The organism is Patulibacter defluvii, from assembly GCF_034096925.1.
Classification (GTDB): Bacteria; Actinomycetota; Thermoleophilia; order Solirubrobacterales; family Solirubrobacteraceae; genus Patulibacter; species Patulibacter defluvii.
The window spans coordinates 204,265-229,701 of record NZ_JAWZSQ010000007.1; the positions used below are offsets into that span (position 1 = coordinate 204,265).

24 protein-coding genes are annotated in these 25,437 nt (G+C 74.4%); 11 read left to right on the plus strand and 13 right to left on the minus strand.

Annotated elements, in window-relative coordinates; genetic code table 11:
* Position 1: 1 nt before the first annotated feature.
* The gene (locus tag SH587_RS10030; RefSeq protein WP_320670462.1) at positions 2–595 is read right to left on the minus strand and encodes a TetR/AcrR family transcriptional regulator; all 594 of its coding nucleotides are present in this window, start codon (positions 593–595) and stop codon (positions 2–4) included.
* A 102-nt stretch (positions 596–697) separates the two neighbouring features.
* Between SH587_RS10030 and SH587_RS10035 the strand changes: the two genes are divergently transcribed.
* A complete protein-coding gene (locus SH587_RS10035) occupies positions 698–2,143 on the plus strand; it encodes an MFS transporter (protein ID WP_320670463.1) in 1,446 nt (481 codons plus the stop codon).
* A 25-nt stretch (positions 2,144–2,168) separates the two neighbouring features.
* On the opposite strand, the gene sufU is transcribed toward SH587_RS10035, so the two are convergent.
* Positions 2,169–2,609: a Fe-S cluster assembly sulfur transfer protein SufU gene (sufU, locus tag SH587_RS10040; protein WP_320670464.1), complete on the minus strand. Its 441-nt coding sequence runs from the start codon at positions 2,607–2,609 to the stop codon at positions 2,169–2,171.
* 99 nt (positions 2,610–2,708) lie between these two features.
* Here sufU and SH587_RS10045 point away from each other — a divergent pair, with 99 nt between their 5' ends.
* The 3 genes from SH587_RS10045 to SH587_RS10055 all read left to right on the plus strand — a co-directional run bounded on the left by SH587_RS10045 (position 2,709) and on the right by SH587_RS10055 (position 4,721).
* On the plus strand, positions 2,709–3,974 hold the full coding sequence (locus SH587_RS10045) for an esterase-like activity of phytase family protein (protein WP_320670465.1): 1,266 nt from the start codon (positions 2,709–2,711) through the stop codon (positions 3,972–3,974).
* A gap of 102 nt (positions 3,975–4,076) precedes the next feature.
* Positions 4,077–4,298 (plus strand): hypothetical protein, encoded by a 222-nt coding sequence (locus SH587_RS10050; RefSeq protein ID WP_320670466.1) that lies wholly within the window; start codon positions 4,077–4,079, stop codon positions 4,296–4,298.
* Positions 4,299–4,301: 3 nt separating this feature from the next.
* Positions 4,302–4,721, plus strand: a complete 420-nt coding sequence (locus SH587_RS10055) for a PIN domain nuclease (RefSeq protein WP_320670467.1) — start codon at positions 4,302–4,304, stop codon at positions 4,719–4,721.
* 25 nt (positions 4,722–4,746) lie between these two features.
* Here SH587_RS10055 and SH587_RS10060 read toward each other — a convergent pair whose 3' ends face one another.
* From SH587_RS10060 to SH587_RS10070, 3 genes are all read right to left on the minus strand, one after another.
* Positions 4,747–6,003 carry an aminotransferase class V-fold PLP-dependent enzyme gene (locus tag SH587_RS10060; protein ID WP_320670468.1) on the minus strand — a complete coding sequence of 419 codons (1,257 nt, stop codon included), beginning with the start codon at positions 6,001–6,003 and terminating at the stop codon, positions 4,747–4,749.
* A 104-nt stretch (positions 6,004–6,107) separates the two neighbouring features.
* A complete protein-coding gene (sufC, locus tag SH587_RS10065; protein WP_320670469.1) occupies positions 6,108–6,875 on the minus strand; it encodes a Fe-S cluster assembly ATPase SufC in 768 nt (255 codons plus the stop codon).
* Between the two features lie 94 nt (positions 6,876–6,969).
* Complete coding sequence (locus SH587_RS10070; RefSeq protein WP_320670470.1) at positions 6,970–7,464, minus strand: RrF2 family transcriptional regulator; 495 nt, start codon at positions 7,462–7,464, stop codon at positions 6,970–6,972.
* 84 nt (positions 7,465–7,548) lie between these two features.
* On the opposite strand from SH587_RS10070, the gene SH587_RS10075 reads away from it, so the two are divergent.
* The gene (locus SH587_RS10075; RefSeq protein ID WP_320670471.1) at positions 7,549–7,746 is read left to right on the plus strand and encodes a hypothetical protein; all 198 of its coding nucleotides are present in this window, start codon (positions 7,549–7,551) and stop codon (positions 7,744–7,746) included.
* 78 nt (positions 7,747–7,824) lie between these two features.
* Here SH587_RS10075 and SH587_RS10080 read toward each other — a convergent pair whose 3' ends face one another.
* Both SH587_RS10080 and SH587_RS10085 read right to left on the minus strand, forming a co-directional pair.
* Positions 7,825–9,075: an NAD(P)/FAD-dependent oxidoreductase gene (locus SH587_RS10080; RefSeq protein ID WP_320670472.1), complete on the minus strand. Its 1,251-nt coding sequence runs from the start codon at positions 9,073–9,075 to the stop codon at positions 7,825–7,827.
* A gap of 68 nt (positions 9,076–9,143) precedes the next feature.
* Positions 9,144–11,483: a putative bifunctional diguanylate cyclase/phosphodiesterase gene (locus tag SH587_RS10085; protein WP_320670473.1), complete on the minus strand. Its 2,340-nt coding sequence runs from the start codon at positions 11,481–11,483 to the stop codon at positions 9,144–9,146.
* A 223-nt stretch (positions 11,484–11,706) separates the two neighbouring features.
* Here SH587_RS10085 and SH587_RS10090 point away from each other — a divergent pair, with 223 nt between their 5' ends.
* Positions 11,707–13,002 carry an ABC transporter substrate-binding protein gene (locus SH587_RS10090; RefSeq protein WP_320670474.1) on the plus strand — a complete coding sequence of 432 codons (1,296 nt, stop codon included), beginning with the start codon at positions 11,707–11,709 and terminating at the stop codon, positions 13,000–13,002.
* Positions 13,003–13,110: 108 nt separating this feature from the next.
* Here the strand turns inward: SH587_RS10090 and SH587_RS10095 are convergent, their stop codons facing one another.
* From SH587_RS10095 to SH587_RS10110, 4 genes are read right to left on the minus strand one after another with little or no spacing between them, the layout of a single operon-like run.
* On the minus strand, positions 13,111–13,890 hold the full coding sequence (locus tag SH587_RS10095; RefSeq protein WP_320670475.1) for an ABC transporter ATP-binding protein: 780 nt from the start codon (positions 13,888–13,890) through the stop codon (positions 13,111–13,113).
* Positions 13,890–14,690: an ABC transporter ATP-binding protein gene (locus tag SH587_RS10100; protein WP_320670476.1), complete on the minus strand. Its 801-nt coding sequence runs from the start codon at positions 14,688–14,690 to the stop codon at positions 13,890–13,892. Before SH587_RS10100 ends, SH587_RS10095 begins: the two co-directional genes overlap by 1 nt.
* Positions 14,683–15,663, minus strand: coding sequence for a branched-chain amino acid ABC transporter permease (locus SH587_RS10105; protein WP_320670477.1), 981 nt, complete (start codon positions 15,661–15,663; stop codon positions 14,683–14,685). The genes SH587_RS10100 and SH587_RS10105 overlap by 8 nt, the downstream gene beginning before the upstream one ends.
* A 3-nt stretch (positions 15,664–15,666) precedes the next feature.
* Positions 15,667–16,677, minus strand: coding sequence for a branched-chain amino acid ABC transporter permease (locus tag SH587_RS10110; RefSeq protein WP_320670478.1), 1,011 nt, complete (start codon positions 16,675–16,677; stop codon positions 15,667–15,669).
* 149 nt (positions 16,678–16,826) lie between these two features.
* On the opposite strand from SH587_RS10110, the gene SH587_RS10115 reads away from it, so the two are divergent.
* Together SH587_RS10115 and SH587_RS10120 are read left to right on the plus strand one after the other, a co-directional pair.
* Entirely contained in the window at positions 16,827–17,717 is an 891-nt protein-coding gene (locus tag SH587_RS10115) for a sugar phosphate nucleotidyltransferase (RefSeq protein WP_320670479.1), read from the plus strand.
* Positions 17,714–18,733 (plus strand): mevalonate kinase family protein, encoded by a 1,020-nt coding sequence (locus tag SH587_RS10120; RefSeq protein ID WP_320670480.1) that lies wholly within the window; start codon positions 17,714–17,716, stop codon positions 18,731–18,733. Before SH587_RS10115 ends, SH587_RS10120 begins: the two co-directional genes overlap by 4 nt.
* A 67-nt stretch (positions 18,734–18,800) precedes the next feature.
* Here the strand turns inward: SH587_RS10120 and SH587_RS10125 are convergent, their stop codons facing one another.
* Entirely contained in the window at positions 18,801–19,778 is a 978-nt protein-coding gene (locus SH587_RS10125) for a class I SAM-dependent methyltransferase (RefSeq protein ID WP_320670481.1), read from the minus strand.
* A gap of 194 nt (positions 19,779–19,972) precedes the next feature.
* On the opposite strand from SH587_RS10125, the gene SH587_RS10130 reads away from it, so the two are divergent.
* Positions 19,973–21,073 carry a peptidoglycan DD-metalloendopeptidase family protein gene (locus tag SH587_RS10130; RefSeq protein ID WP_320670482.1) on the plus strand — a complete coding sequence of 367 codons (1,101 nt, stop codon included), beginning with the start codon at positions 19,973–19,975 and terminating at the stop codon, positions 21,071–21,073.
* Here the strand turns inward: SH587_RS10130 and SH587_RS10135 are convergent.
* Entirely contained in the window at positions 21,070–22,173 is a 1,104-nt protein-coding gene (locus tag SH587_RS10135; protein ID WP_320670483.1) for a mechanosensitive ion channel family protein, read from the minus strand. The genes SH587_RS10130 and SH587_RS10135 overlap by 4 nt on opposite strands.
* Positions 22,174–22,303: 130 nt before the next feature.
* Between SH587_RS10135 and SH587_RS10140 the strand changes: the two genes are divergently transcribed.
* Both SH587_RS10140 and SH587_RS10145 read left to right on the plus strand, forming a co-directional pair.
* On the plus strand, positions 22,304–23,815 hold the full coding sequence (locus tag SH587_RS10140) for an MFS transporter (RefSeq protein ID WP_320670484.1): 1,512 nt from the start codon (positions 22,304–22,306) through the stop codon (positions 23,813–23,815).
* A 235-nt stretch (positions 23,816–24,050) separates the two neighbouring features.
* Positions 24,051–25,437 (plus strand): DEAD/DEAH box helicase (locus SH587_RS10145; RefSeq protein WP_320670485.1); only part of this gene is annotated, 1,387 nt, incomplete at its 3' end.

Consider the following 25,437-nt stretch of genomic DNA (forward strand, 5'->3'; position numbering starts at 1 on the left):
GTCAGCCGTCGGGCGCCCACGAGCGGAGCGTCTGGCGGACCGCCGCGGCGACCACGTCGCGGCGCACCGGCTCGTGCGCCAGGTGATCGAGCAGCAGCCCGTCGACCATCGACGCCATCGCCCGCCCGTCGCGCTCGGGATCCTCCGAGCCGGCGGCCAGCACCAGCGGCACGCAGAGCCGCCAGAAGATCTCCGCCGCCTCGCTCATCCGCGCCCGCAGCTGGGGATCGCGGACCGCGGCCAGCTCGAACTCCAGCCGCGCCAGGTGCATCTCGCGGTTGTTGTCCATCCAGGCCAGCAGCGCGTCGACGAACGGCTCGACGTCCAGCTCGACGTCGCGCGGGGCCATCGCGACCGCCAGCCGGTGGGCGATCTCCGAGACCTCCTCGCGGCAGCGCGCGACCAGCCGCTCGACCATCGCCGCCAGCAGGCCCTCGCGGCTCTCGAAGTAGTAGGTGACCGAGCCGTGGGGGACGCCGGCCGCCCGCTCGACCGAGCGGTGGGTGACGGCCTGGAGCCCGCCCTCGGCCACCAGCCGCAGGCCCTCGGCGACCAGCAGGTCGCGGCGATCGGTCGTCGTCACGGCACGGGCCACGTGTGCAGTATCGCACGGTCCCTTGACGATCGGAGACCAATCTTCTACAACCGTAGAATCAGTTCTCCAGGTGGAGAACTCCCGTCCCGACCGGAGGTCCCCGTGCCCACCCGAGCCCCAGCCGCGCCCGTGCTGATCCTGCTGATGGCGTGCGTCGCCCAGTTCATGCTGATCCTCGACGACACGATCGTGAACGTCGCGCTGCCGACCGTCGGCCAGGACCTCGGGTTCTCCGAGTCGTCGCTGTCGTGGGTCGTCAACGCCTACTTCCTGACCTTCGGCGGCTTCCTCCTGATCGGCGGCCGGATCGCCGACCGGGTCGGACCGCGGCGGATGTTCAGCGTCTCGCTGGCCGCCTTCGTGGCCGCCTCGGCGCTCTGCGGCGCGGCCTGGGAGTCCGAGGTGCTGGTCGCCGCGCGGGCGCTCCAGGGACTGGCCGCGGCGATGCTCTCCCCCGCCGCGCTGGCGATCCTGCTGGCGACCTACCGCGAGGAGCCGGGCCGCGGCCGGGCGCTGTCGGTCTGGGCCAGCCTGATCGGGCTCGGGGCGGCGACCGGGCTGCTGGCGGGCGGCGTGATCGTCGAGCTGCTCGACTGGCGCTGGGTCTTCCTGGTCAACCTGCCGGTCGGGCTGGCGGCGCTGGCGCTGGTGCCCCGGATCGTGCCGGCCGACGACCAGCGCGACGCGCGGACCTCGCCGAACGTCGCCGGCGCCACGCTGGCGACCGCCGCGCTGCTGCTGCTCGTCTTCACCGTGGTCGAGACCGAGCACGCCGGCTGGACCTCGGCCCGGACGCTGCTCGGCTTCGTCGGCGCGGCGCTGCTGGCGCTGCTGTTCGTGGCCAGCGAGCGGCGCTCCGCCTCGCCGCTGCTGCCGCCGACGCTGCTGCGGCGCCGGCGGGCGATGGTGGCCAACGGCGCGGTCCTGCTCGGCGCCGGCGGGCTGATGGCGATGTTCTTCTTCCAGACCCTCTTCATGCAGCGGGTGCTCGGCTGGTCGGCGCTGACCACCGGCCTGGCGTTCCTGCCCTTCAGCCTGACGATGGGCGTGATGTCGGCGATCGCGGGCCGGTTCCTGATGCGGCGCGACCCGCGGCTGCCGATCGGCGCCGGGTTGCTGGCCGCCGGCGGCGGGCTGTGGCTGATGAGCACCCTGACCCCGGACAGCTCCTACGCCGGCCATCTGATGCCGTCGCTGATGCTGACCGCCGGCGGGCTCGGGATGGGCTTCGTGGTGCTGATGGACCTGGCCACCGGCGGGGCCGAGGACCGCGACGGCGGGCTGGCGTCGGCGCTGCTGACGACCGGCCAGCAGGTCGGCGGCGCGATCGGGATCGCGGCGATGGTGACGATCGCCACCAGCCGCACCGAGGACGCGCTGGCCGCGCGAGTCGCCCCGCCGCAGGCGCTGACCGACGGCTTCACCGCCGCCTTCCAGGTCCAGGCCGGGGTGATGGTCGCCGCGGCGCTGCTCGCCGTCGCGCTGCTGGGGCCGATGGCGCGGCGCCAGCGCGGGGAGCGGCGGGCCGCCGAGCCGTCGGCGGCCTAGGCGGGGCGGGTGGGTCCGCCCCGCGCTAGACGCCGGCCGAGGAGCCGGTGCCGGTGGCGGGCGGGGCGGACTCGCTGACGTCGTCCTCCCAGTCGACCGCGCCGCCGAGCGCCGCCGACTTGACGACCTTCAGCGAGAGCAGCGCGCACTTCACGCGGGTGGCGGAGATCTCGATCCCGAGCAGGTCCATGATGAAGGCCTGGTCGAGCCGCAGCAGCTCGTCGACCGTCTTGCCGACCAGCTCCTCCGAGGCCATCGACGCCGCGGCCTGGCTGATCGCGCAGCCGTGGCCGTCGAACTTGACCTCGGTCACCCGGCGGTCGTCGTCGACCCGCAGCATCACCTTCAACTGGTCGCCGCAGAGCGGGTTCTTGTCCTCGTAGGCCAGATCGGCCGGGTCGAGGACGCCCCAGTTCCGTGGACGCTTGTAGTGGTCGAGGATGTTCTCGCGGTACAGCTCGTCCATGACGTCCTCCATGGTCGCAGGTGACGGGATCGGGCCCGGCGCGGCGCGGTTCACGGCCGGGCAACACCGCCCGCGGGAGCAGCGGCGAGCCTGGCGGCGATGCGTTCGCTCCCCCGCCCCCGCCCCCTGCCGCTGGCCGCCGCCGTGCTGGCGCTGGCCGCCGTCCCCGCTGTCCCCGCCGTCGCCGTCGGCGCTCCGGCCGACCACCGGCCCGACCACCGTCCGGACGGCGAGCGGCCGGCCGCCGCGCCGACGCTGCTGGCCCGCGCCACGCTCTCGGCGACCCTCTACCTGCCCGGCCCGCCGTCGGGCGCCGCGCTCGGCAGCGCGCCGATCAACGGTGTCACGCCGCCGTTCCCCGGCCAGCCGATCCCCGGCTTCTCCGGCGTCCTGGCCACGCGCGGCGGCGACGTCCTGGGGCTGGCGGACAACGGCTTCGGCAGCAAGGCGAACTCGGCCGACTACCTGCTCCAGCTCGACCGCGTGCGGCCGCGCTGGCGGACCCGCGCCGGCGGCGAGGGCAGCGTGCGGGTGATCGCCCCGATCCGCCTCAGCGACCCGGCCCGGCGGGTGCCGTTCCCGATCGTCCGCGAGGGCCGCCAGCTGACCGGCGCCGACTTCGACATCGAGTCGCTCCAGCCCGGCCGCGCCGGCAGCTTCTGGATCGGCGACGAGTTCGGCCCCTACCTGCTGCAGGTCGACGGCCGCGGACGGCTGCTGCGGGCGCCGATCCCGCTGCCGGGCGTCCGCAGCCCCCAGAGCGCCGAGGTCGCGGCCGGCGCTCCGGCGACGCTGCCGGCCAGCGGCGGCTTCGAGGCGATGGCGGCGCTGCCCGGTGGGCGGACGCTGCTGCCGATCACGGAGAAGGCGCTGACCGGGGACGGCGACCAGCAGCGGCGCCTGATCCACGAGTTCGACGTGCGGCGGGCGCGCTACACCGGGCGGACCTGGAGCTACCGGACCGAGCTGCCGACCACGCTCGTCGCCGACGCCCAGGCCCTCGACCGCCAGCGGCTGCTGGTGCTGGAGCGGGACGACTTCGAGGGCGCGAAGGCGCTGGTCAAGAAGCTCTTCGTGGTCGACCTGCGGCGGACGAACCCCGACGGCTCGCTGGTCAAGACCGAGGTCGCCGACCTGCTGCGGCTGCGCGACCCGGGCGTGACGGTCGCGACCCCCGGCAGCTTCGGCCTCGGCGACCCGTTCTCGTTCGCGCTCCAGTCGGTCGAGTCGGTGCTGCCGCTCGGCGGCGGCCGCGTGCTGGTGGCCAACGACAACAACTTCCCGTTCTCCAACGGCCGCGTCGCCGGCCGCCCCGACGACACCGAGCTGATCGTCGTCGACGTTCCGGCGCTGCGGGAGCGCTGAGCCCGCAGCGCGCCGTTCCGACGCAGGTCCGCCACCGGACTGGCGCTATCTTGGCGCTGGATTGTTGCTATCTCCGGTGGCGGGCCGCGCTATCCTCGGTCCATGGGCTCCGCCGATCGCCGCAAGACTTCGTTCGAGGTCGACTTCGCCAAGGTCGACGCCGTCAAGCAGCGGCTCGGGACGCGGACGTTGACCGCCACCGTCGATGCCGCCCTCGACGAGGTGCTGCTGCTGGACGCCCGTCGGCGGGCCGTCGAGCTGCTGATGGATCCCGAGGCGACCGACATCGACGACGAGGAGCTGATGCGCTCCGCGTGGCGATGACGGATGTCGGCCACGTTCCTGATCGACAAGAGCGCGTTCGCGCGACGCCGCACCCGCCCCGAGGTCGGCGCGGTGATCGATTCGATGGTGACCTCCGGCCAGGTGGCGACCTGCGGAATCGTCGACCTCGAGGTGCTCTACAGCGCCCGTGACCCGTCCAGCTACGCGGATCTCGCCACCGCGATGCGGGCGTGGCCCCGCGTCCCGCTCACCGAGGCGGTCGTCGACCGTGCGCTCGCCGTCCAGGGGACGCTGGCGAAGCGCTCGCAGCACCGCGGGGCCAAGCTCCCCGACCTGCTGATCGCGGCCTGCGCCGAGAGCGCCGGCCTGACCGTCCTCCACTACGACGCCGACTTCGACCTGATCGCCGAGGTCACCGGGCAGCCGATGCGCTGGGTCGTCCCGCGCGGCAGCGTCGCCTGACGCCGCCGCGGTCCCGCCCTCGCCCTCAGCCGAAGATCGACTGGACGCGCCCGATCGAGGCCACCAGCGCGTCGATCTCGTCGCGGGTGGTGTGGGCGGCGAAGCTCGCGCGGGTGGTCGAGGGGATGCCGAGCGCCCGGTGCAGCGGCTCGGCGCAGTGCTGGCCGGCGCGGACGCAGACGCCGTCGCGGGCGATGATCTCCGCCACGTCGTGGGGGTGGACCCCGGCCATGGCGAAGGCGGTCAGGGCCCCGCGCTCGGCCGGATCGCGGGGGCCGACGACGTCGATCCCGTCGATCTCGCCCAGCCGCTCGAGGGCGTAGGCGGTGATCGCCCGCTCGTGGGCGTGGACCGCCGCCGGACCGCCTATCGCGTCGACCCAGTCGCAGGCCGCCGCCAGGCCGACCGCCTCGATGATCGGGGGCGTCCCGGCCTCGAAGCGGTGGATGCCGTCGGCCCAGCTGGTCTCGTGGAAGTCGACGATCCGGATCATGTCGCCGCCGGTCAGGAACGGCGGCATCGCGGCCAGCAGCTCGCGGCGGACGTGGAGCACGCCGATCCCGGTCGGGCCGTAGAGCTTGTGCCCGGTCCAGCCGTAGAAGTCGGCCCCCAGCGCGGCCACGTCGACCGGCTGCTGCGGCACCGCCTGGGCGCCGTCGACCAGCACCAGCGCGCCCGCGTCGTGGGCCCGGCGGACGACCTCGGCGACCGGGTTGATCGTCCCCAGCACGTTCGAGACGTGGGCCAGCGCGACCAGCTTGACCCGGCCCCCGGCCAGGAACCCGTCGAGCTGGTCGAGGCTGATCCGGCCCTGCTCGTCCAGCTCCAGGTAGCGCAGCGTCGCCCCCTGGCGCAGGCACAGCTGCTGCCACGGCACCAGGTTGGCGTGGTGCTCCATCTGGGTGATGACGACCTCGTCGCCGGGCCCGACGTTGGTCGCGCCCCAGCTGTGCGCCACCAGGTTGATCGACTGGGTGACGCTGCCGGTGAAGATCGTCTCGCGCGGGGACGAGCCGACGAAGGCCGCGACCGTCGCCCGCGCCGCGTCGAAGGCCGCGTCGGCCTCGCGCGCGAGCACGTGAACCCCGCGGTGGATGTTCGCGTAGTGCGAGCCGCCGAAGTCGTACATCGCCTGCAGCACGGCGCGCGGCTTCTGGGCGCTGGCGCCGCTGTCGAGGTAGACGACGTCGTCCTCGCGCTCCAGGTAGGGGAACTGGGCGCGGACCGCGTCGACGTCGAGGGCCGGCGCGGCGGACTCGGTGAGGGGCGAGGCGTCGGGCACGAACCAAATCCTACCGCGACGGGCGGAAAACCCCGTGGGGGCGCCCGCCGCCGGTCACGTTCCGGTCGCTCGGCGACCGGAACGTCGCAGCGGGCGCAGCGCGCTCAGGCCTGCGCGGCCAGCTGCTCGCGGATCTTGCCGTAGCCCTCGGCCTCGATCTGGGTGACCAGCTCGGGGCCGCCCTCCTTGACGATCCGGCCATCGACCAGGATCGAGACCCGGTCGGGCTTGATCAGGTGCAGGATCCGCTGGTAGTGGGTGATGATCAGGGCGCCGAGGCCGGTCTCGGCCTTGACCGCGTTGACCGCCTGCGAGACGACGTTGAGGGCGTCGACGTCGAGGCCCGAGTCAGTCTCGTCGAGGACCGCCACCTGCGGCCGCTGGAGGGCCAGCTGCAGCATCTCCAGCCGCTTCTTCTCGCCGCCGGAGAAGCCGTCGTTGAGGTAGCGCGAGCCGAACTCCTTCGGCACGTTGGTCTGGACCATCGCGGCCTCGACCAGCTGGCGGAACTCCTTCAGCGAGATCTCGGACTCGCCGCGCTCCTCGCGGTGGGCGTTGATCACCATCCGCAGGTACTTGACGATCGTCACGCCGGGGATCGCGACCGGGTACTGGAAGGCCATGAAGAGGCCCTTCCGCGCGCGCTCGTCGGGATCGGCCTCGGTGATGTCCTCGCCCTGCCAGATGACCTGGCCCTCGGTCACGTCGAGCGCCGGGTTGCCCATGATCACGTTGGCCAGCGTCGACTTGCCGGAGCCGTTCGGGCCCATCAGGGCGTGGATCTCCCCCTGGTTCACCGTCAGGTCGAGACCCCGCAGGATCTGCTTCTCGCCGGCGCTCACGTGGAGGTTCTTGATCTCGAGGTCAGCCATGGGTCTCAGGGTCGGGTGGTGAGGGGGTGGGTGAAGGTCTCTGGGGGTCGGCCCGCACAGCGCGGACCGGGGTGCGGAAGGCGGCCGGGGCCGCTCAGACCGCCGAGGCGGCCGGCGAGCTGCGGACGTCGAGCGCCGCCGGCTCGCCGTCGCCGGGCGCCTGGAAGCGCACCAGCTCGGCCAGCGTCGTCCGCTGGAGGGCGCCGAAGACGCCGCCCTGGACGCGGGTCCACAGCAGCTTGGTCGCGCAGCCGCTGCCGTCGTCGTCGAGGTGCGAGCAGAGCACCCGGTCGCCTTCGCGATCGTCGACGAAGCAGGACATCGGCGCCACCGCGCCCTCGAGCGCGACGATCACCTCGTCCATCCGGATCTCCGCCGCCGGACGCGCCAGCCGGTAGCCGCCGTGCGCGCCGCGGGTGCTCTCGACCAGCCCGGCCCGGCGCAGCAGGGCCACGATCCGCTCCAGGTAGGCCAGCGGCAGCCGCTCGGTGTCGGCGACCGTCTTGAGGGAGACGGGCTCGTCGCCCGGGAGCTCCCCCAGGCGCACCATCAAGCGCACCCCGTACTCGGCCTTGGTCGTGAAGATCACGGTCGTGAAAGCCTACCAGCGCGGTCGGAGTGACCCGGGCCCGAGCCGCCTTCCCGCCCGAGCGTCGGATATGCTCGCGCCGTCATGAGCGTCCTCGCCGCCACCAGTGGGACCACCTACACGATCTGGCTGATCCTGCTCTGGTTCGTGATCATCCCGGGCTTCGCGATGGTCCCGATCATCTACGCGCTGTCGCAGGTCGCCGGCGAGCGGGCCGAGAACCAGGCCTACGCCCGCGGCGAGCGTCCCGACGACGCCGACGTCGTCGTCACCGACGTCTGATCCGCCCGCTCCCGCCGCGCGGGAGCAGCACGAGAACGGGCCCCGACCAGGGGCCCGTCGTCGTTCCGGGGCCGGGCCTCAGCCCGCCAGCTGCGCGTCGTCGACCGGCTCGCCGGCGGCCAGGATCGCCCGCGCCACGTCGAGGTCGCCGCCGCCGTTGAAGGTGGCGTAGCCGCGCGCGCGGTCGCCCTCCAGGAACCAGACGGCGAAGCGGTCCTCCGCCAGGCTGCCCTGGAGCAGCGTCCGGTCCCAGCGCCGCGCCGGCCCCAGCGACTCGAAGCTGACCCAGTCGGCCAGGTCGCTGAAGAAGTAGGGGACCTCGGCGAACGGCGCGTCCTCGCCCAGCCACTGGCGGCCGACGTAGGCGCCCTGGGCGGCCGCGGCCTCCTCGTGCTCGATCCGGACCCGGTCGCCGTGCAGCACCGAGTCGTACTCGCAGACGTCGCCGGCGGCCCAGATCCCGGCCGCCGAGGTCCGCAGCCGGTCGTCGCAGCGGACGCCGCCGCTGTCGCCGAGGGTCAGCCCGGCCCGCTTGGCCAGCATCACGTCCGGCTGGGCGCCGACGCCGGCGACGACGATGTCGGCCGCGACGGTGGCGCCGCCGGCCAGCTCGACCGCGGCCACCCGGCCCTCGTCCTGGCCGCCGTCGCCGTTGCGGAAGCCGACCACGTCGACGTTGCCGCGGACCTCGACCCCGCCGGCCTCCAGCCGCGCCCGCACCCAGCGGCCGATCTCGGTCCCGAAGGTCCGCTCCAGCGGCTCGGACTCCTGCATCAGGATCGTCGCCGGGGTGCCGGTGGCGGTCAGGCTGGCCGCGACCTCGCAGCCGATGTAGCTGCCGCCGACCAGGACCACCCGCGGGCGGCCGTCGGACTCGGCCTCGGAGGCCTCGGCCAGATCGCCGCGGATCGCGTCGGAGTTGCGCAGCGAGCGCAGGTAGTGGATGCCCTCCAGCCCGGCGCCGTCGACGGCCAGCCGCCGGACCATCGCCCCGGTCGCGACCAGCGCGCGGTCGAAGGCCAGCTCCTCCTTGCTCTGGAGCTTGGCGACCTTCGCCTCGGCGTCGAGCGACAGCACCCCGGTCCGCAGCCGCAGGTCGACGTCGTTCTCCGCCCACCAGCCCTCGGGCAGGATCAGCGCCTCGGCCTGGTCCTGCTCGCCGCGCAGGTGCTCCTTCGACCCCGGCGGGCGGTGGTAGGGCGCGTCCAGCTCGCGGGTGGCGAGCACGACGCTGCCCTCGAAGCCGCCCTCGCGCAGGGCCCGCGCGGCCGAGGCCGCGGCGATCCCTCCGCCGATCAGGAGGACGTCGGTGCGCGACTCGCTGCTCATGGCGCGAACCTAGCACCGGCTGACAGCCCGTCACCCGGTCGCCGCCGGCCGACCCGCCGGCCGGGCGATCAGGCCCGCCGCGGCCCGCGGCGGACCAGCGGCCGCGAGCCGGCCGCGGTCACGAACGCCGCCGCCCGCTGGGGATGGCCCAGCAGCCAGCCCTGGCCGATGCTGGCGCCGAGCTCCAGCACCGCCTCCAGCTGCTCCTGGCGCTCGATCCCCTCGGCGACGACCTCCAGGCCCAGCTGCTCGGCGACGGTCACCAGCGCCTTGACCATCACCCGATCGTCGTGGCCCTCGTCGCTGTCGATCCCCATCACGAACGAGCGGTCGATCTTCACCAGCGCGCCGGGGATCCGCCGCAGCTGCTTGAGCGACGAGGCGCCGACCCCGAAGTCGTCGATCGCGACCCGGGTGCCGAGCGCCCGCAGGTCCTCGAGCACGCCGATCGTGCGGTCGTCGACCAGCACGTCCTCGGTCACCTCCAGGCACAGCCGCTCGGCGGGCAGGCCGTGGAGGGCGAGGTTGTCGGCGACGGTCGGGACCAGGCCCGGGTCGTGGATCTGGCGCGGCGAGAGGTTGACCGAGACGACCATCCCCGGGACCGCGGCGGCCGCGGCGCAGGCCTCGCTCAGGACCAGGTAGCCGAGCGGCACGATCAGGCCGCTCTCCTCGGCGACCGACAGGAACCGCCCCGGCAGCAGGATCCCGTGCTCGGGATGGCGCCAGCGGACCAGCGCCTCGGCGCCCCACAGGCGGTCGCTCTCCAGCGCCACCAGCGGCTGCAGGTGGACCTCGAACTCGCCCCGGCGGTAGAGTGCCCGCCGCAGCTCCTGCTCGATCCGGACCCGGTCGAGGCTGCGCTCGCGGAGGCCCTCCTCGAACAGCTGGATCCGGGCCCGGCCGCCCTGCTTGGCCTCGAACATCGCCAGGTCGGCCTCGCGCACGATCGACTCGCCGTCGCCGAGCCGGTCGCTGATCGCGACCCCGGCCGAGGCGGTCACGACGACCTCGCCGCCGTCGCTGAGCGGGATCGGACGCTCGACCAGGTCGAGCGCGTCCTGGGCCCGCGCGAGCGCCTCGGCCGAGGAGCCGACGTCGGTCAGCACCAGCACGAACTCGTCGCCCGCGAACCGCGCCGCCAGGCCGTCGCGGCCGGTGGCGTAGCGCAGCCGCTCGCCGATCGCCCGCAGGACCGCGTCGCCGACGGTGTGGCCGAGGGTGTCGTTGATCCCCTTGAAGCGGTCGACGTCGACGAAGAACAGCGCCACCGGGGCACCCTCGCCGTGGCCGTCGCGGAGCCGGTCGAGGCCGCCGATCAGGCCGCTGCGGTTGAGCAGGCCGGTCAGCTCGTCGTGCTCGGCCCGGTGCTCCAGCTCGCGGACCGAGGTCGCCAGCCGGTGGGTCAGGCCGGCGTTCTCGTGCAGCGCCATCACGTGCCGGAAGCCGAGCACGGCGATGATCACCGCCGCCCCCGCGACCATCGGCACGTCGGCGTCGCCGCGGACCGCCGCCACCAGCAGCACGCCGGCGACCGGCATCAGGAACAGGTAGGGCAGCGTCAGCCACCAGAGCCAGCCGCGCGGGGCGCTGCGGCCGTGGCGGCGCTCGGCCCCGGGCGCGATCCAGACCGCCAGCGCGAAGATCGCCAGCGCCAGCACCCAGCCGATCTCGGTCACCGCGTCGGGCGCCGCGTAGCCGGGCAGGAACGCGAACCCGCGGGCGACGTCGGAGACGAGCAGCAGCCCGAGCGCGACGACCGCGCCGGCGACCGTCCAGCGCAGCGAGCGGCGGGCCCGCAGCAGCGCCAGCAGGCCGAGCGCCATCGCCGCGGCGTCGCAGCCGAGGTAGGCCAGCGCGAGCCCGCGCGAGGGGGTCGTCTCGACCCCCGCGTCGACGAACGGCCGCAGCACCAGGTACCAGCCGACGAGGCCGGTGGCGCAGCCGATCGCGATCCCGTCGAGCAGGATCCGGCCGGCCTGGGCGCGGTCGCGCGGCGGGCGGGCGAAGAGCAGCGCGCCGACGATCGCCAGCGGCGCCACCAGCAGCGACGGCACGTCGAAGAACGAGGGCGCCCCGAGCCGCGCCGGCTCCTGCGGGTCGACCGTCACCGCGGCGGTCGTCACCAGCGCGGCGACCGCCGCCCCGCCGAGGCTGATCCAGCCGGCCCGGAGCGCGCCCGGCGGCGTCCGGCGGGCGCGGTGGAGGGTCCCGACGAGCGCCACGGCGGCCAGCACCGTCTCGGCGAGGCGGAGCCCGACGTCGGTCGTGGTCCCGCCCTCGATCGCGTGCGCGATCGCCATCACGCCCGCGAGCGCGACCAGGCCGGCGACCAGCTGCAGGACCCGCAGGGGTATCCGCTGACCCACGACCGCGATCGCCGACCATGGCGACGACGTGTGTCCCATCACCCCCCGCACCTTGACGCCATCGTAGCCGTGTGACGAGCAGCACGGACGTTCGTCGGAGGGCGGGGCCGCCGCGGGTGGGCGCGTCGCCGCTTGCGTTCGACGGCCGGGCCGGATAGGGATAGCCACGGACCTGGATCGCGCTGGGGCGATCCGTCCACCGACCCCACACAGGAGGGGAGCACCAGTGAACCGTCTCCGAAGCAGGTGGTTGGCCGCGGGCATGACCGCGGTGCTGGCCACGGGCCTCGCCGCGTGCGGCGACGACGACAAGGGCAGTAGTGGTGGTGGCGGCGGAGGCGGCGGCGATGCCGCCGACGCTTCCTTCGACCTGACGATCGGCGACATCGTGCCGCTGACCGGCGACCTCAACACCTACGGCCCGGGCGGCGACAAGGCCGGCAAGATCGCCGTCCAGCAGCTGACCGCCGCGCTCAAGGAGGCGGGCGTCAGCGGGATCACGATCAAGAACGTCGCCGCCGACGACGAGTCGAAGCCGACCTCCGCGCCGCAGGCCGCGAGCAAGCTGACCAACGACGGCGCCACCTGCCTGGTCGGCGCCTACGCCTCGGCCAACACGCTCGCGCTCGGCAACGGGATCGCGGTCGACAACGAGGTGCCGCTGATCTCGCCGGCCTCGACCAGCCCCGAGCTGACCGGGCTCGAGGACGAGGGCTACGTCTGGCGGACGGCGATCTCCGACGCCCGCCAGGGCAAGGTGCTGTCGGACGCGATCGGGCAGAAGCTCGGCGGCGCCAGCGGCAAGAAGATCTCGATCGGCGCCCGCAACGACGCCTACGGCGAGGGCATCGCCAAGGCCCTCAAGGGCGAGTGGGAGAAGGCCGGCGGCTCGGTCACCGGCACCGTCCTCTACGACCCCAACCAGCCCTCGTACAACTCCGAGGCGGGCAAGATCGCCGGCAACGGCAGCGACGACGCCTACGTGATCGTCGACTTCCCGGAGACCTTCGCCAAGGTCGCCCCGGCGCTGGTCCGGACCGGCAAGTGGGACGCCAAGAAGGCCTGGTACACCGATGGCCTGGCGGTCGCCGGCGGCGCCAAGGAGCTGAAGAAGCAGAACATCCCGGTGGCGGCGATCGACGGCTCCAACGGCACCCGCCCGGCGGCGGATCCGAAGACGGCCGGCGCCAAGACCTTCGCCGACCTCTACGGCGCCTCGTCGCTCTCGCCCTCGGGCGAGCCGCCGACGTTCGCGGCCCAGAACTTCGACGCCCACGTGCTCTGCGGCCTGGCCGCGATCGCCGCCGGCTCGAAGGAGGGCTCGGCGATCAAGGACCAGCTGAAGGCCGTCTCCGGCGCGCCGGGCACGAAGTACGGTCCCGGTCAGCTGGCCGCCGCGGTCAAGGACCTGCGGGCGGGCAAGGACATCGACTACGACGGCGCCTCGGGGCCGATCGACTTCGATGACGCCGGCGACCCGACCGCGGGCAGCTACGACATCTACACCTACGACGGCGCCGACCTGAAGGTGACCGACACGGTCCAGATCGGCGGCTGACGCTCCGCGCTCGCGCCGGCCGTGACCACGGTCGGCGCGGACGCCGGCTCGCGGGCCTCGGGACGCCGTCCCGGGGCCCGTCGTCGTTCCGGGACGGGAGCGCCGGCGCTACTCGGCGTGGTCGCCGGGCAGCGGTGCGGTCGCCGGGTCCTCGAGCCGGTCGGCGCGGGCGCCGCCCAGGTACAGCTCGGCGACCTTCGGGTCGTGGAGCAGCTCCTCCCCCGGCCCCTCGAACCGCTGCTGGCCGAGGTCGAGGACGTAGCCGCGGGTGCTCATCGCCAGCGCCCGCTTGGCGTTCTGCTCGACCATCAGGATCGTGACGCCGGAGCGGTTGATCTCGACCACCCGCTCGAAGATCGCCTCGACGAAGCGCGGCGCGAGGCCGGCCGAGGGCTCGTCGAGCAGCATCATCTCCGGATCGGGCACCAGCGCCCGGGCCATCGCGACCATCTGCCGCTCGCCGCCGGACATCGTGCCCGCCAGCTGCCGCCGCCGCTCGCCGAGCCGCGGGAACAGCGAGTACATCCGCTCGACCCGCTCGCGGACGTCGACCTCGCGGTTCGAGAGCGCGCCCAGCTCCAGGTTCTCCTCGACGGTCATCGACGGGAAGACGTTGTCGGTCTGGGGCACGAAGGTGCAGCCCAGCCGGCAGACGCTGTGCGGGGCGAGGCCGGCGATCGACTCGCCGCGCAGGCGGACGTCGCCCGCGCGCGGCTTCAGCAGCCCGAAGACCGACTTCAGCAGCGTCGACTTGCCGGCCCCGTTGGGGCCCACGATCGTGACGATCTCGCCCGGGTCGACGTAGATCGAGGTCCCGCGCAGGATGTCGACGCCGGGCAGGTAGCCGGCGACGACCTCGTGCACGCGCAGCAGCGGCTCGTCGGCCATCAGGTCCCCCCTGCCCCGCCGAGGTAGGCGTCGATCACCCGCTGATCCTGGCGGACCTCGTCGGGGGTGCCGTCGGCGATCACGCGGCCCTGGGCCATCACCACCACCTGGTCGGAGTTGGCCATCACCGCCTCCAGGTCGTGCTCGACGAAGAGGAAGGTCATCCCGCGCTCGGTCCGCAGCCGCTGCATGTAGGCCAGCAGCTCGCGGCCGAGGCTCGGGTTGACGCCGGCCATCGGCTCGTCGAGCAGCACCATCCGCGGCTCGGTCATCAGCGCGCGGGCGAACTCCAGCAGCTTGCGCTGGCCGCCCGAGAGGGTGCCGGCGTAGTCGTCGGCCTTGCCGTCGAGCCGGAACAGCGCCAGCAGCTCGAGCGCCCGCTCGCGCAGCTCCTTCTCCCGCGCGCGGGTGCCGAACGGCAGCAGCGCCCCGACCAGCCGCTCGCCGCGCTGGGCCGGCGCCGCCAGCAGCATGTTGTCGATCACCGGCATCGCGGTCAGCGCCCGGGTCAGCTGGAAGGTGCGGGCGATCCCGGCCCGCGCGACCGCGTAGGGCGGCTTGCGGAAGATCGAGCGGCCGGCGAACTCGACCGCCCCGCGGTCGGGCGGGTAGAAGCCGGTGACCGCGTTGAAGAGCGACGACTTGCCGGCGCCGTTGGGCCCGATCAGCGACGTGATCGTGCCCTCGCGGACGCCGAAGGTGGCGCCGTCGACCGCCCGGATCCCGCGGAAGTGCTTGACCACGTCGGTCACCTGCAGCAGCACCGGGCCGCCGGACGGCGTCGGCGTCGGCTCAGTCACCGAGCACCATCTCCTCGCGCTTGCCGAAGACGCCCTGGGGCCGGAACGCGACCAGCAGGATGATCACCAGCCCGACGATGATGAACCGCATCGACGAGGTCTGCGACTCGCTGAGGCCGAAGTCGATCAGGCGCGTCGCCTCGAGCACGAACTGGACGATCAGCGCCCCGACCGCGACCCCCCACCAGCTGGTCAGGCCGCCGAGGATCAGGACCGCGTAGCCGATGAACGTGTAGAGCGGCAGGTAGTTGTCGGGCGCGACGTTCGGGGTCTGGAGCGCCAGCAGGATCCCGGCGAAGGCGCCGACGGCGGCGGCGATCGCCAGCGACTGGAGCTTGAACCGGAGCGTGTTCTTGCCCATCGCGCGGGCGGCGTCCTCGTCCTCGCGGATCGCCCGCAGGACCCGGCCCCACGGCGACTTCGTCAGGTGCCGGAGCAGCAGCAGGAGCAGCAGCGCGGCGATCCAGGTGACGATCAGCAGCGGCATCTGGTTGAACTCGACCCCGCCCATCCCGATCCCGTCGAGGACGTCGTGGCGGACGTCGCGCGAGAAGCTGCGCCAGGTCGCGACGTAGTCCTGCACGCCCTGGTTGCCGTGGGTCAGGCCGCGGGCGTTCTGGGCGATGTAGCGGACGATCTCGCTGAAGGCGATCGTGGCGATCGCGAAGAAGTCGGCCCGCAATCGCAGCGTGATCACGCCGAGCACCACCGCGACGCAGACGGCGAACCCGATCGCGACCGGGATCGCGACCCAGAAGTTCCAGTCGGCGTCGGAGACGAGCAGCGCCATCACGTAGGCGCCGATCGCAGCGAAGCCGATCTGGCCGAAGTTCTGGATCCCGGTGAAGCCGACGTTCAGCTGCAGGCCGAGCGTCAGGATCGTGTAGATCCCGGCCAGCAGGCCGACGCCGATCCAGAAGTCGGCGCCGTTGAAGAAGTCGAACGAGATCGCGAGCGGCAGCAGCTCGTGCATCGCCTACACCCGTCCCGCCGTGCCGAAGATGCCCTGGGGCCGGACGATCAGCATCAGGATCAGGACCGCGAAGCCGATCGCGATCTTCCAGTTGGCGTCGACCAGCAGCGTCGACCACTCCTGGACCAGGCCGATCAGCAGCCCGCCGACCAGCGCCCCGTAGGCGTTGCCGATCCCGCCCAGGATCACCGCCGCGAACAGCGACAGCAGCAGCCGGAAGCCGAACTCGGGGGTGAAGGAGTTGGCGGCCATCGCGGCCAGCACCCCGGCCAGGCCGGCGGCGCCGGCGGCGAACAGCCAGGTGACGGAGACGATCCGGGCGGTGTCGATCCCGGTCGTCTCGGCCAGCGCGCTGTTGTCGGAGAGCGCCCGCATCTGGCGGCCGAGCGTGGTCCGGGCCAGGATCACCGCCGTCGCCAGGATCAGCACCACGCCGACGATCATCACGATCAGCTCGACCCGCGCCAGCCGCAGGTCGAGGATCTCGACCACCGCCGTGGTGTCGATCCCGTAGTTCTTGTTCTCGGTCCCGGCGATGAACTGGATCCCGTAGCGGAGCACGAACGCCAGCCCCAGCGACATCAGCATCAGCTGGAAGGCACCGGCGCCCTTGCGGCGCATCGGCCGCCACATCCCGAGCTCGAACAGCAGCCCGAGGATCGCGCTCGCCGCCAGCCCGAAGGCGACCGCGGCGATGAACGGCAGGCCGAGCGTGACCTTGCCCAGCAGCGCCGCGTAGGCGCCGAAGGTGAGCATGTCGCCGTGGGCGAAGTTGGTCAGCTTGAGCGTGCCGTAGACCAGCGTCAGGCCGACGGCGCCGAGCGCCACGTAGCTGCCGGAGACCAGCCCGTTGACCGACGCCTGACCCCAGCCGTGGAGCCCCTCGCCGATGATCAGCGCCAGCGAGACCGCGACGATCGCCGCGGCGGTGATCAGGAGCGGCCGGTCGCGGAGCCGCCGCTGCTCGTCGCCGTCGGCGACGGGGGCGCCCTGAGTGGCGACCGCCTCACTCATGGCCGGGCACCGTACCCGATCGGCCGGACCCGCTGGGGCCGTTTTCGGCGCCGTCCACGCGACGTCGGCGGCGCGCAGGTTCACGCGCGTGGAAGGCGCCGCCCCACGAACGCAACATCGCGACCGAGGCGCCGTGGGAGGATCGCGCGATGTCGGTCCCGCCCCCGTCCCCGGCGCCGCCGCTGCGCCACGCGATCGTGCCCGCCGGCGGCCGCGGAACCCGGATGCGACCGCTGAGCGTGGCGGTCCCGAAGGAGCTGCTGCCGGTCGGCCGGCTGCCGGTGGTCGAGCACGTCGTCGGCGAGCTGGCCGCGGCCGGCGTCGAGCACGTGACGATCGTGACCGCGACCGGCAAGCACGCGCTGGAGGACCACCTGGAGGCGCGGGCGCAGGAGCACGGCGACTGGCCGGCGCTGGCCGCCGTCCGCCAGCCGCAGCCGCGCGGGCTCGGCGACGCGATCCTGCGGGCCGCGCCGTGGTGCGGCGACGAGCCGTTCGCGATCGCGCTCGGCGACGCGCTGCTGCCGGCCGACGGGGCGCTGGTCCGGCGGCTGGGACGGGCGATCGCCGACGGCGCCGCGGCGGCGGTCGCGGTCGAGGCGGTCGCGGCCGACCACGTCGGCGCCTACGGGGTGGTCGCCCCGACCGCGGCCGGCGCCGACGCCGCCCGTGCCGCCGAGCAGGGGGTGGCGGTGGCGGCGCCGATCCCGCTCGCCGGGCTGGTCGAGAAGCCCGACCCCGAACGCGCGCCCTCGCGGCTGGTGGTCGCCGCCCGCTACGCCGCCGGGCCGTCGCTGGTGCGGGCCCTGCGCGAGACGCCGCCCGGCCGCGGCGGCGAGGTCCAGCTGACCGACGCCCTCGACCGGCTGGTCCGCGACGGCGCCCCGGTGGTGGCGGTGCCGCTGCTGCCGGGCGAGCAGCGGCGCGACGCCGGCACGCTCGACGGCTGGTGGCGGGCGTGCATCGACGCGGCGCTGGCCGACCCCGAGCACGGCGCCGCGATCGGCGCCCACCTGCGGCAGCGGCTGGCCGCGCCGTGACCGCGGTCGGCCGCGCCCCGGCCCGCGCGGCGCTCGCCGGCAACCCCTCGGACGGCCACGGCGGCCGGGTGGTCGCGCTGGCGCTGGCGGACTTCGGGGCGATCGCGACCGCGGAGCCGGCGACGGGGATCGCCTGCGGCGACGGCCACGTCGTCCACCGCTCGCCGGCCGCGCTGCTGGCCCGCTGCGAGCGCGACGGCCACGACCACCCGCAGCCGCTCGGGCGGCTGCTGACCGCGGCGACCGCACGGCTGCTGCGGTGGCTCGAGGAGCGGGGACGGCCGCAGCCGGCCGCCGGCGTGCGGCTGACCGCGACCACCACCGTGCCGCGCCAGGTCGGCCTGGCCGGGTCGAGCGCGATCGTCGTCGCCGCGCTGCGGGCGCTGCGCAACCACTGGGCGCTGCCGCTCGACGACCGCGCGCTGGTGCGGGTGGCGCTGGAGAGCGAGACGGTCGAGCTGGGGATCGCCGCCGGGCTCCAGGACCGGGTCGCGCTGGCCTGCGGCGGGCTGGTGGCCCTGGACGTCGCCCCGGCGCACGTCTGCGACGGCGCCGTCGGCCGCTGGCGGCGGCTCGACCCGGGCCGGCTGCCGCCGCTGCTGCTGGCCTGGGATCCCGCCGCCGGCGAGTCGTCGGGGGCCGTCCACGGTGACCTGCGGGCCCGGCGGCAGCGGGGCGACCGGGCGGTGGCGGCGGCGATGGCCGACGCCGCCGCGGCCGCCGACGACTTCGTGGCGGCGCTGGCCGCCGGCGACCGCGACGCGCTCGGCCGGGCGGTCGACGCCACGCTCGACGCCCGGCTGCGGGTGATCGACCCCTCCCCCCGCCACCGCCGACTGGCGGAGATCGCCCGCGACCACGGCGCGGCGGTCAACTTCGCCGGCAGCGGTGGGGCGGTCGTCGCGCTGCGACCGGCCGATCCCGCGACGGCGCGGACGCTGATCGACGCCTGGACCGCCGCCGGCTGCGCGGTCCGCGAGCCGTGGCCGGCGCCGCGGCTCGGCGGCCCGGCCTGAGCGGCGGCGGCCGGTCGGGGGTCCCGCCGCTCCGCCGATCGACGGGGCGGCGATCGGGCGGCGCCGATCAGTCGCGGTGGGCGCGGACCAGCGCCACCCCGCGGCGCTGGTCGTCGCCCGCGTCGTCCGGCTCGCGGACCCAGGTCAGCCGGTCCTGCTGGCGGACGATCGTCCGCTCGTCGACCGTCCAGCCGGCCGTCAGCTCGGCGACGCCGGCGCGGTCGTAGACCCGCTGGAAGCCGTCGACCGACGGGGCCCCGATCGGCACGGTCAGGATCAGCGCGCCGCCAGGCCGGACCAGCTCGCGGACCCGGGCCAGCGCCTCGAGGTCGGCCCGCTCGACGCCGCGCGGGGTGCCGTAGTGCTCGAGCCCGAAGTGCTCGACCGCCGACAGCACCACCGCGGCGTCAAACGGCCCGGCGTCGTCCGGGGTCTGCTCCAGCCGCTCGCCGCGGACGGTCAGGTTCGGGTGCGCCAGCCGCAGGCCACGGGGATCGACCAGCGTCACCCGGTGGCCGAGCGACGCCAGCGAGACGCCGACGGTGCTTTCGCCGCCACCGAGGTCGAGCAGCCGCGCCGGCCGCCCGCCGGTCGCCGCCGCGACCGCGCCGAAGACCCACGGCTGCTCGACGATCCGCTCGTTGACGTGGAGCAGGTCGACCGCGCCCTCGCGGTGCTCGACCGGCGCCGGCGGGTTGAACCAGAGCCCCGCCTGGGCGGCGAAGCCGTGCGGTCCGTTGGCCCAGTTGAGCAGCGCCGCGGCCGCCGGGCCCAGCCGCTCGAGGCCGACCTCGAGCTCGTTCTCCGGGCCGACCGCGTGACCGACGGCGTGCAGCACCGAGCGCTCCAGCTGCTCGAGCGCGTCGAGCCGGCCTTCGAGCCCGTCGAGCCGTTCGTGGACGGTCGGGCGGGTGTCGCGCTGCGAGCCCAGCCGGTCGTCGATCTGGTTGACGGCCCAGTCCACGCGCGGGTCCAGCAGCCGCCGCGCCGGCCAGCCGGCCGCGCGCTTCAGGCGCCCCGCGAGCGGGCCGCGGCGGCCGCTCATGCTCGTGCTCCGGTCACGCCCCGGACGCTACAGGCGCCACCCGCCGCGATCGGTCGCTGATCGCGATCCGCGGGTCAGACGGGTAGGGTGTCGACCCGAACCGTCGTCGAACGGTCCGTCGTCGCCGCGTGCCGCCGCGAGCGAGGGTCGGGTTCGACGATCTCGCTTTCCGACCGAGACCCGGAGGCCTGCCCGTGCAACGACAGACCGCCCACGTCCCTGCGCCGTTCCGCGCCCTCGCCGCCTCAGCGGTCTGCGTGGCCCTCGCGGCGACCCCGGCGGTCGCCAGCGCGGATCCGGTCCCCAGCGACGACGCGCCAGCCAGCGCACCGGCGGTCAAGAAGCGCGCCTCCGACCTCGCCCTCGGCGACTCGGGCAGCAAGGTGATGGCGCTCCAGAACACCCTCTGGCAGGTCGGCCTGCCGGTCGCCCGCGACGGCAAGTTCGGTCCCGCGACCGAGCTGATGCTGCGCCGCTACGAGCACGAGGAGGGGCTGCCGGTCGACGGCGTCGCCGACAGCGCCCAGCGGATCGCGATGCGCAAGCGGGCGCACCCGAAGCGGACCGAGAAGCGGTTCGCCTCGCGGACCCTGCGGCTGGGCGCGACCGGCACCGACGTCCGCGCGATCCAGCGGCTGCTGATCGACAGCGGGATCCGGGTCCCGACCCACGGCAAGTACACCGCCGCCGTCCGCAGCCGGGTCCAGCAGTGGGAGCGGACCGCGGCGATGCGGGCCGACGGCGTCCTCTCGCCCGCCGAGTCGCGGACCCTGCGCCAGACCGCCCCCGCGCCGCCCGGCGCGACCGAGGCCGGTGGCGGGGCCGGCGGCGGCTCGGCCGCCAAGGTCGGCGACGACGGCTACACCTTCCCGATCCAGGGCCGCTGGCACTGGGGCGACGCCGGCACCTTCTTCGGCGAGCGCGGCGGCGGCCACCAGGGCGTCGACGCCTTCGCCGCCTGCGGCACCCCGCTGGTCGCCGCGTCGGCCGGCAAGGTCGCCCACAACCAGGTCCAGTCGGCCGCCGGCAACTACCTCGTGATCACCGGCACGCCGACCGGCGAGGACCAGGCCTACATGCACATGAAGGCCCGCTCGCCGCTGAAGGAGGGGACGGCGGTCAAGGCCGGCGACCCGATCGGCCAGGTCGGCGACACCGGCAACGCCGACGGCTGCCACCTGCACTTCGAGCTGTGGACCAAGCCGGGCTGGTACACCGGCGGCAAGCCGCGCGACCCGAAGCCCGACCTCGACCGCTGGGCGAAGGCGGTCGGGAACCCGGCCGGCAAGCGCTAGACCGAGGGCAGCGCCTCGCCGGCGGGCGGCGAGGAGACCGGCAGCGGGATCCCCTCGGCGGCGAACTGCTGCAGGATCCGCTCGCGGACCAGGCGGGTCACGCGCCACTGCTGCGAGGGCGTCGTCTTCAGCACCAGCCGGATCGTGACGCCGTTCGGGTTCAACGCCTGGACGCCCCAGACCTCGGGCGGCTCCAGCACGCTGGCGTCGTGCTCGCGGACCTGCTCGGCGACCCGCGCGATCGTCGCCTTCGCCTTCGCGATGTCGGCCCCGTGCGCGACGGCGATGTCGAGCACCGCCCGCGACCAGTGCTGGCTCTGGTTGCCGACCGCGCGCAGCTCGCCGTTCGGCACGTGCCAGACGGTCCCGTCGAGCGCCCGCAGCCGGGTGTTGCGCAGGCTCAGCGCCTCGACCGTCCCGGTCACCGGCTCGCCGGCCGCCGACTTCGGCCGGAACGTCACCTCGTCGCCGACGCCGTACTGGTCCTCGACCAGGATGAAGACGCCGGAGAGGAAGTCGCCGACCAGCGTCTGGGCACCGAAGCCGAGCGCGACGCCGAGCACGCCGGCGCCGGCCAGCAGCGGGGCCAGGTCGATCCCGATCTCGCCCAGGGCCATGAAGATCGCCGTCGCGTAGATCAGGCCGGTGACGACGCTCTTGAGGATCCCCAGCACCGCCTCCCGCCGCTGCTCGCCGCGGACGCTGATCTCGCGGGTCTCCAGCAGCGCGTCGGGGGTGATCCGGCGGACGGCCGAGAGCCCGCGCGAGAGCTTGCCGCCGGCCCCGACCCGGCGGCCGAGCTTGACGATGCAGCGGCGCGCCAGCCGGTTGACGATCCAGGCGACGACGAAGATCAGGAGGATCGAGAGGAAGCCGGTCGTCAGCCAGTGGACGGTCTCGGCGGCGAGCTTGTTGCCGGTCTGGCCGGGCCGCCCGTCCCAGATCGAACGGCAGAGATCAGCCTGCCAGCTGGCTCCGTCCTCGCCGCAGGTGCGGTTGAGCCGCTTCTCGGCCCGCCGGGCGACCTCGGCCGCCTTGTCGGCCGCGCTCGTGCCCGAGGTCTGCGCCAGCACGGTGGTCAACGTCGGAATCAGCGCCACCCCTCGACCGTAACGGGTCGCCTCGGCGGGGCGCGGTGTCCGCAGCCCACCGCCCAACGTGGCGCTTGGCGTCGCCAACTTGCGGGTACGGGCGCTGCACGCCGCGCCCGCGTGGGGCCGGTGCGATCCCGTGAGCACCCCCGCCGAAGAGCCCGTCCGCACCCTCGTCCCGGCCCGCCTCGACCGGCTGCCGTGGTCACGCTGGCACTGGATGGTGATCGTCGGGCTGGGGACGGTCTGGATCCTCGACGGGCTCGAGGTGACGATCGTCGGCGCGATCGGCGGCCGCCTGGAGGAACCCGGCTCGGGCCTCCACCTGACCGCCAGCCAGACCGGGGTCGCGGGCACGATCTACGTCGTCGGCGCCTGCGTCGGGGCGCTCGTCTTCGGCCGCCTGACCGACCTCTTCGGCCGCAAGCGGCTGTTCCTCGTGACCCTCGGCGTCTACCTGGCCGCCACCGTCCTGACCGCCTTCTCCGGCAGCTTCCTGTGGTTCGCGATCTGCCGCTTCTTCACCGGGGCGGGGATCGGCGGCGAGTACGCGGCGATCAACTCGGCGATCGACGAGCTGATCCCGGCCCGGGTCCGCGGCCGCGTCGACCTGTCGATCAACGGCTCCTACTGGGGCGGCGCGGCGGTCGCGGCGCTGCTCGGCGAGCTGCTGCTGAACACCGACCTGTTCGCCGCCGACGTCGGCTGGCGGCTGGCCTTCGGGCTCGGCGCGGTGCTCGGGCTGGTGATCCTGCTCGTGCGGCGCAACGTCCCCGAGAGCCCGCGCTGGCTGTTCCTCCACGGTCGCGGCGAGGAGGCCGAGCGGATCGTCGCCGAGGTCGAGCAGCGGATCGAGCGCGAGCAGGGCCGGCCGCTGCCCGAGCCGGACGGGCCGGCGGTCGAGATCGAGCGCCACGAGACGGTGCCGTTCGTCGAGGTCGCCCGCACGATCCTCACCTGGCAGCCGCGGCGGACCGTGCTCGGGCTGTCGCTGTTCGTCGGCCAGGCGTTCCTCTACAACGCGGTCCTCTTCACCTACGCCACGGTCCTGACCACCTTCTTCGACGTCAGCTCCTCCGACACCGGGCTCTACCTGGTGCCGTTCGCGCTCGGCAACCTGCTCGGCCCGCTGCTGCTCGGGCCGCTCTTCGACAGCATCGGACGGCGGCGGATGATCGCCGCCACCTACCTGATCGCGGGCGTGCTGCTGCTCGTCTCCGGGCTGCTGTTCCGGGCCGAGGTGCTGAACGCGACCTCGCAGACCGCGATCTGGTCGGTGGTCTTCTTCTTCGCCTCGGCCGGCGCGTCCTCGGCCTACCTGACGGTCAGCGAGGTCTTCCCGATGGAGACCCGGGCGATGGCGATCGCGCTCTTCTTCGCGATCGGGACCGGGCTCGGCGGGGCGATCGGCCCGCTGCTGTTCGGCGCCCTGGCCGAGACCGGCGACGTCGAGCAGATGTTCCTCGGCTACGTGGTCGGCGCGGTGCTGATGGTCGGGGCGGGACTGGTGGCGGCGCTGCTCGGGGTCGACGCCGAGCGCCGCTCGCTGGAGTCGGTGGCCAAGCCGCTGACCCAGCGGGTCGCCGCCGTCCGCGACCGGGCCGGCGACGCGACCGGCGGCGGCGAGGTCCCCCAGACCGCCGGCGACTGAGCCGCGGGCCGCTCCGTGGCCCTCGTCACGCACGAGATGGTTGCGTTCCGTACCATTGATCGACGGTGGCTCCGGTCGCCGGCGCGTTCGCGCCGTCGCACCGCGCCCACCACGTTCCCGCGTTCTCTCCACGCGCGACGCGCCGCTCCTCACCGGGACGGCCACGATCGCGGCCGGAAGCTGAGCGCTCCCCCGGCCGGCCCCCGTGGTTCGCCCAACCTCCCCGAGGAGATCGATGTCCGCTGTCACCTTCGCCGCGCTCGGCGTATCCAACGCCGTCGTCACCGCGCTCGACGAGCGCGGCATGACGTCGCCGTTCGCCGTCCAGGAGCTGGTGCTCCCGGACGCGCTCGCCGGTCGCGACGTGCTGGTGTCCTCGCCCACCGGCTCGGGCAAGACGATCGCCTTCGGCCTGACGCTGGTCGACGGGATCGAGGCCACCGACCCGCGCCCGAGCGCGCTGGTGCTGGTGCCGACCCGCGAGCTGGCGACCCAGATCGTCGACGAGCTGCGCGACCTGGCCCACGCCCGCGCGCTGGCGATCACCGCCGTCTACGGCGGTGCCGGGCTGGAGAAGCAGTCGCGCGCCGCTTCCCGCTCGCACATCCTCGTCGCCACCCCGGGCCGGCTCGAGGACCTGCTGGCCCGCGGCGCCTTCAGCCTCGGCGACGTCCGGATGCTGGTCCTCGACGAGGCCGACCGGATGCTCGACATGGGCTTCCAGCCGGCGGTCAAGCGGATCGTGGCCCAGACCCGCCGCGAGCGCCAGACCCTCTTCCTGTCGGCGACCCTCGACGGCCGCGTCGGCGAGATCGCCCGCGCCTACACGCAGAACCCGAAGCTGATCGAGTACGCGCCGCCGAAGCAGGACCAGGGCAAGATCGTCCACCACTTCCGCCGCGTCACCCGCGACGACAAGCTCGACCACCTGGTCGAGGAGCTGCACGACGCCGAGCGCGGCCTGGCGGTCGTCTTCGTGAAGACGAAGTTCGGCGCCGACAAGCTCGTCCGCAAGCTGAAGCAGAACGACCTCGAGGCGGTCGCGCTCCACGGCAACCGCTCGCAGGCCCAGCGCCGGCGCGCGCTGGAGGCGTTCGAGCAGGGCCACGTGACGACGCTGGTCGCGACCGACGTCGCCGCCCGCGGGCTCGACGTCGAGGGCGTCACCCACGTCTTCCAGTACGACATCCCGGTCGACCACGAGACCTACGTCCACCGCGTCGGCCGCACCGGTCGCGCCGGCGCCAGCGGCATCGGCCTGACCTTCGTCGAGCCGGAGGAGCAGCTGGACATGGGCGTGATGGGCCGCGACCTGCAGCTGCACCAGGAGCTGGAGGCCGCCGGGCTGCGGGTCGCCGCGCCGGGCGAGAAGGGCCCGGGCGTCAACCGCCAGCAGGGCAAGCGCCAGCCGCGCGGCGACGGCGGCGGCGGGCGTGGACCCGGCGGGCGGGGCCAGGACGGCGGCCGCAGCCACCAGCGTTCGGGCGAGGGCCGCGGCCAGCGCCAGGACGGCGGCCGCGACCACGGCCGTCCGCGTGGCCAGCGCAGCGACGACGGCCGCGGCCAGGGCGGGCGCGGCGACGGTCGCGGCGGCGGCCAGGGCCGCTCGTCGGCGAACGGCC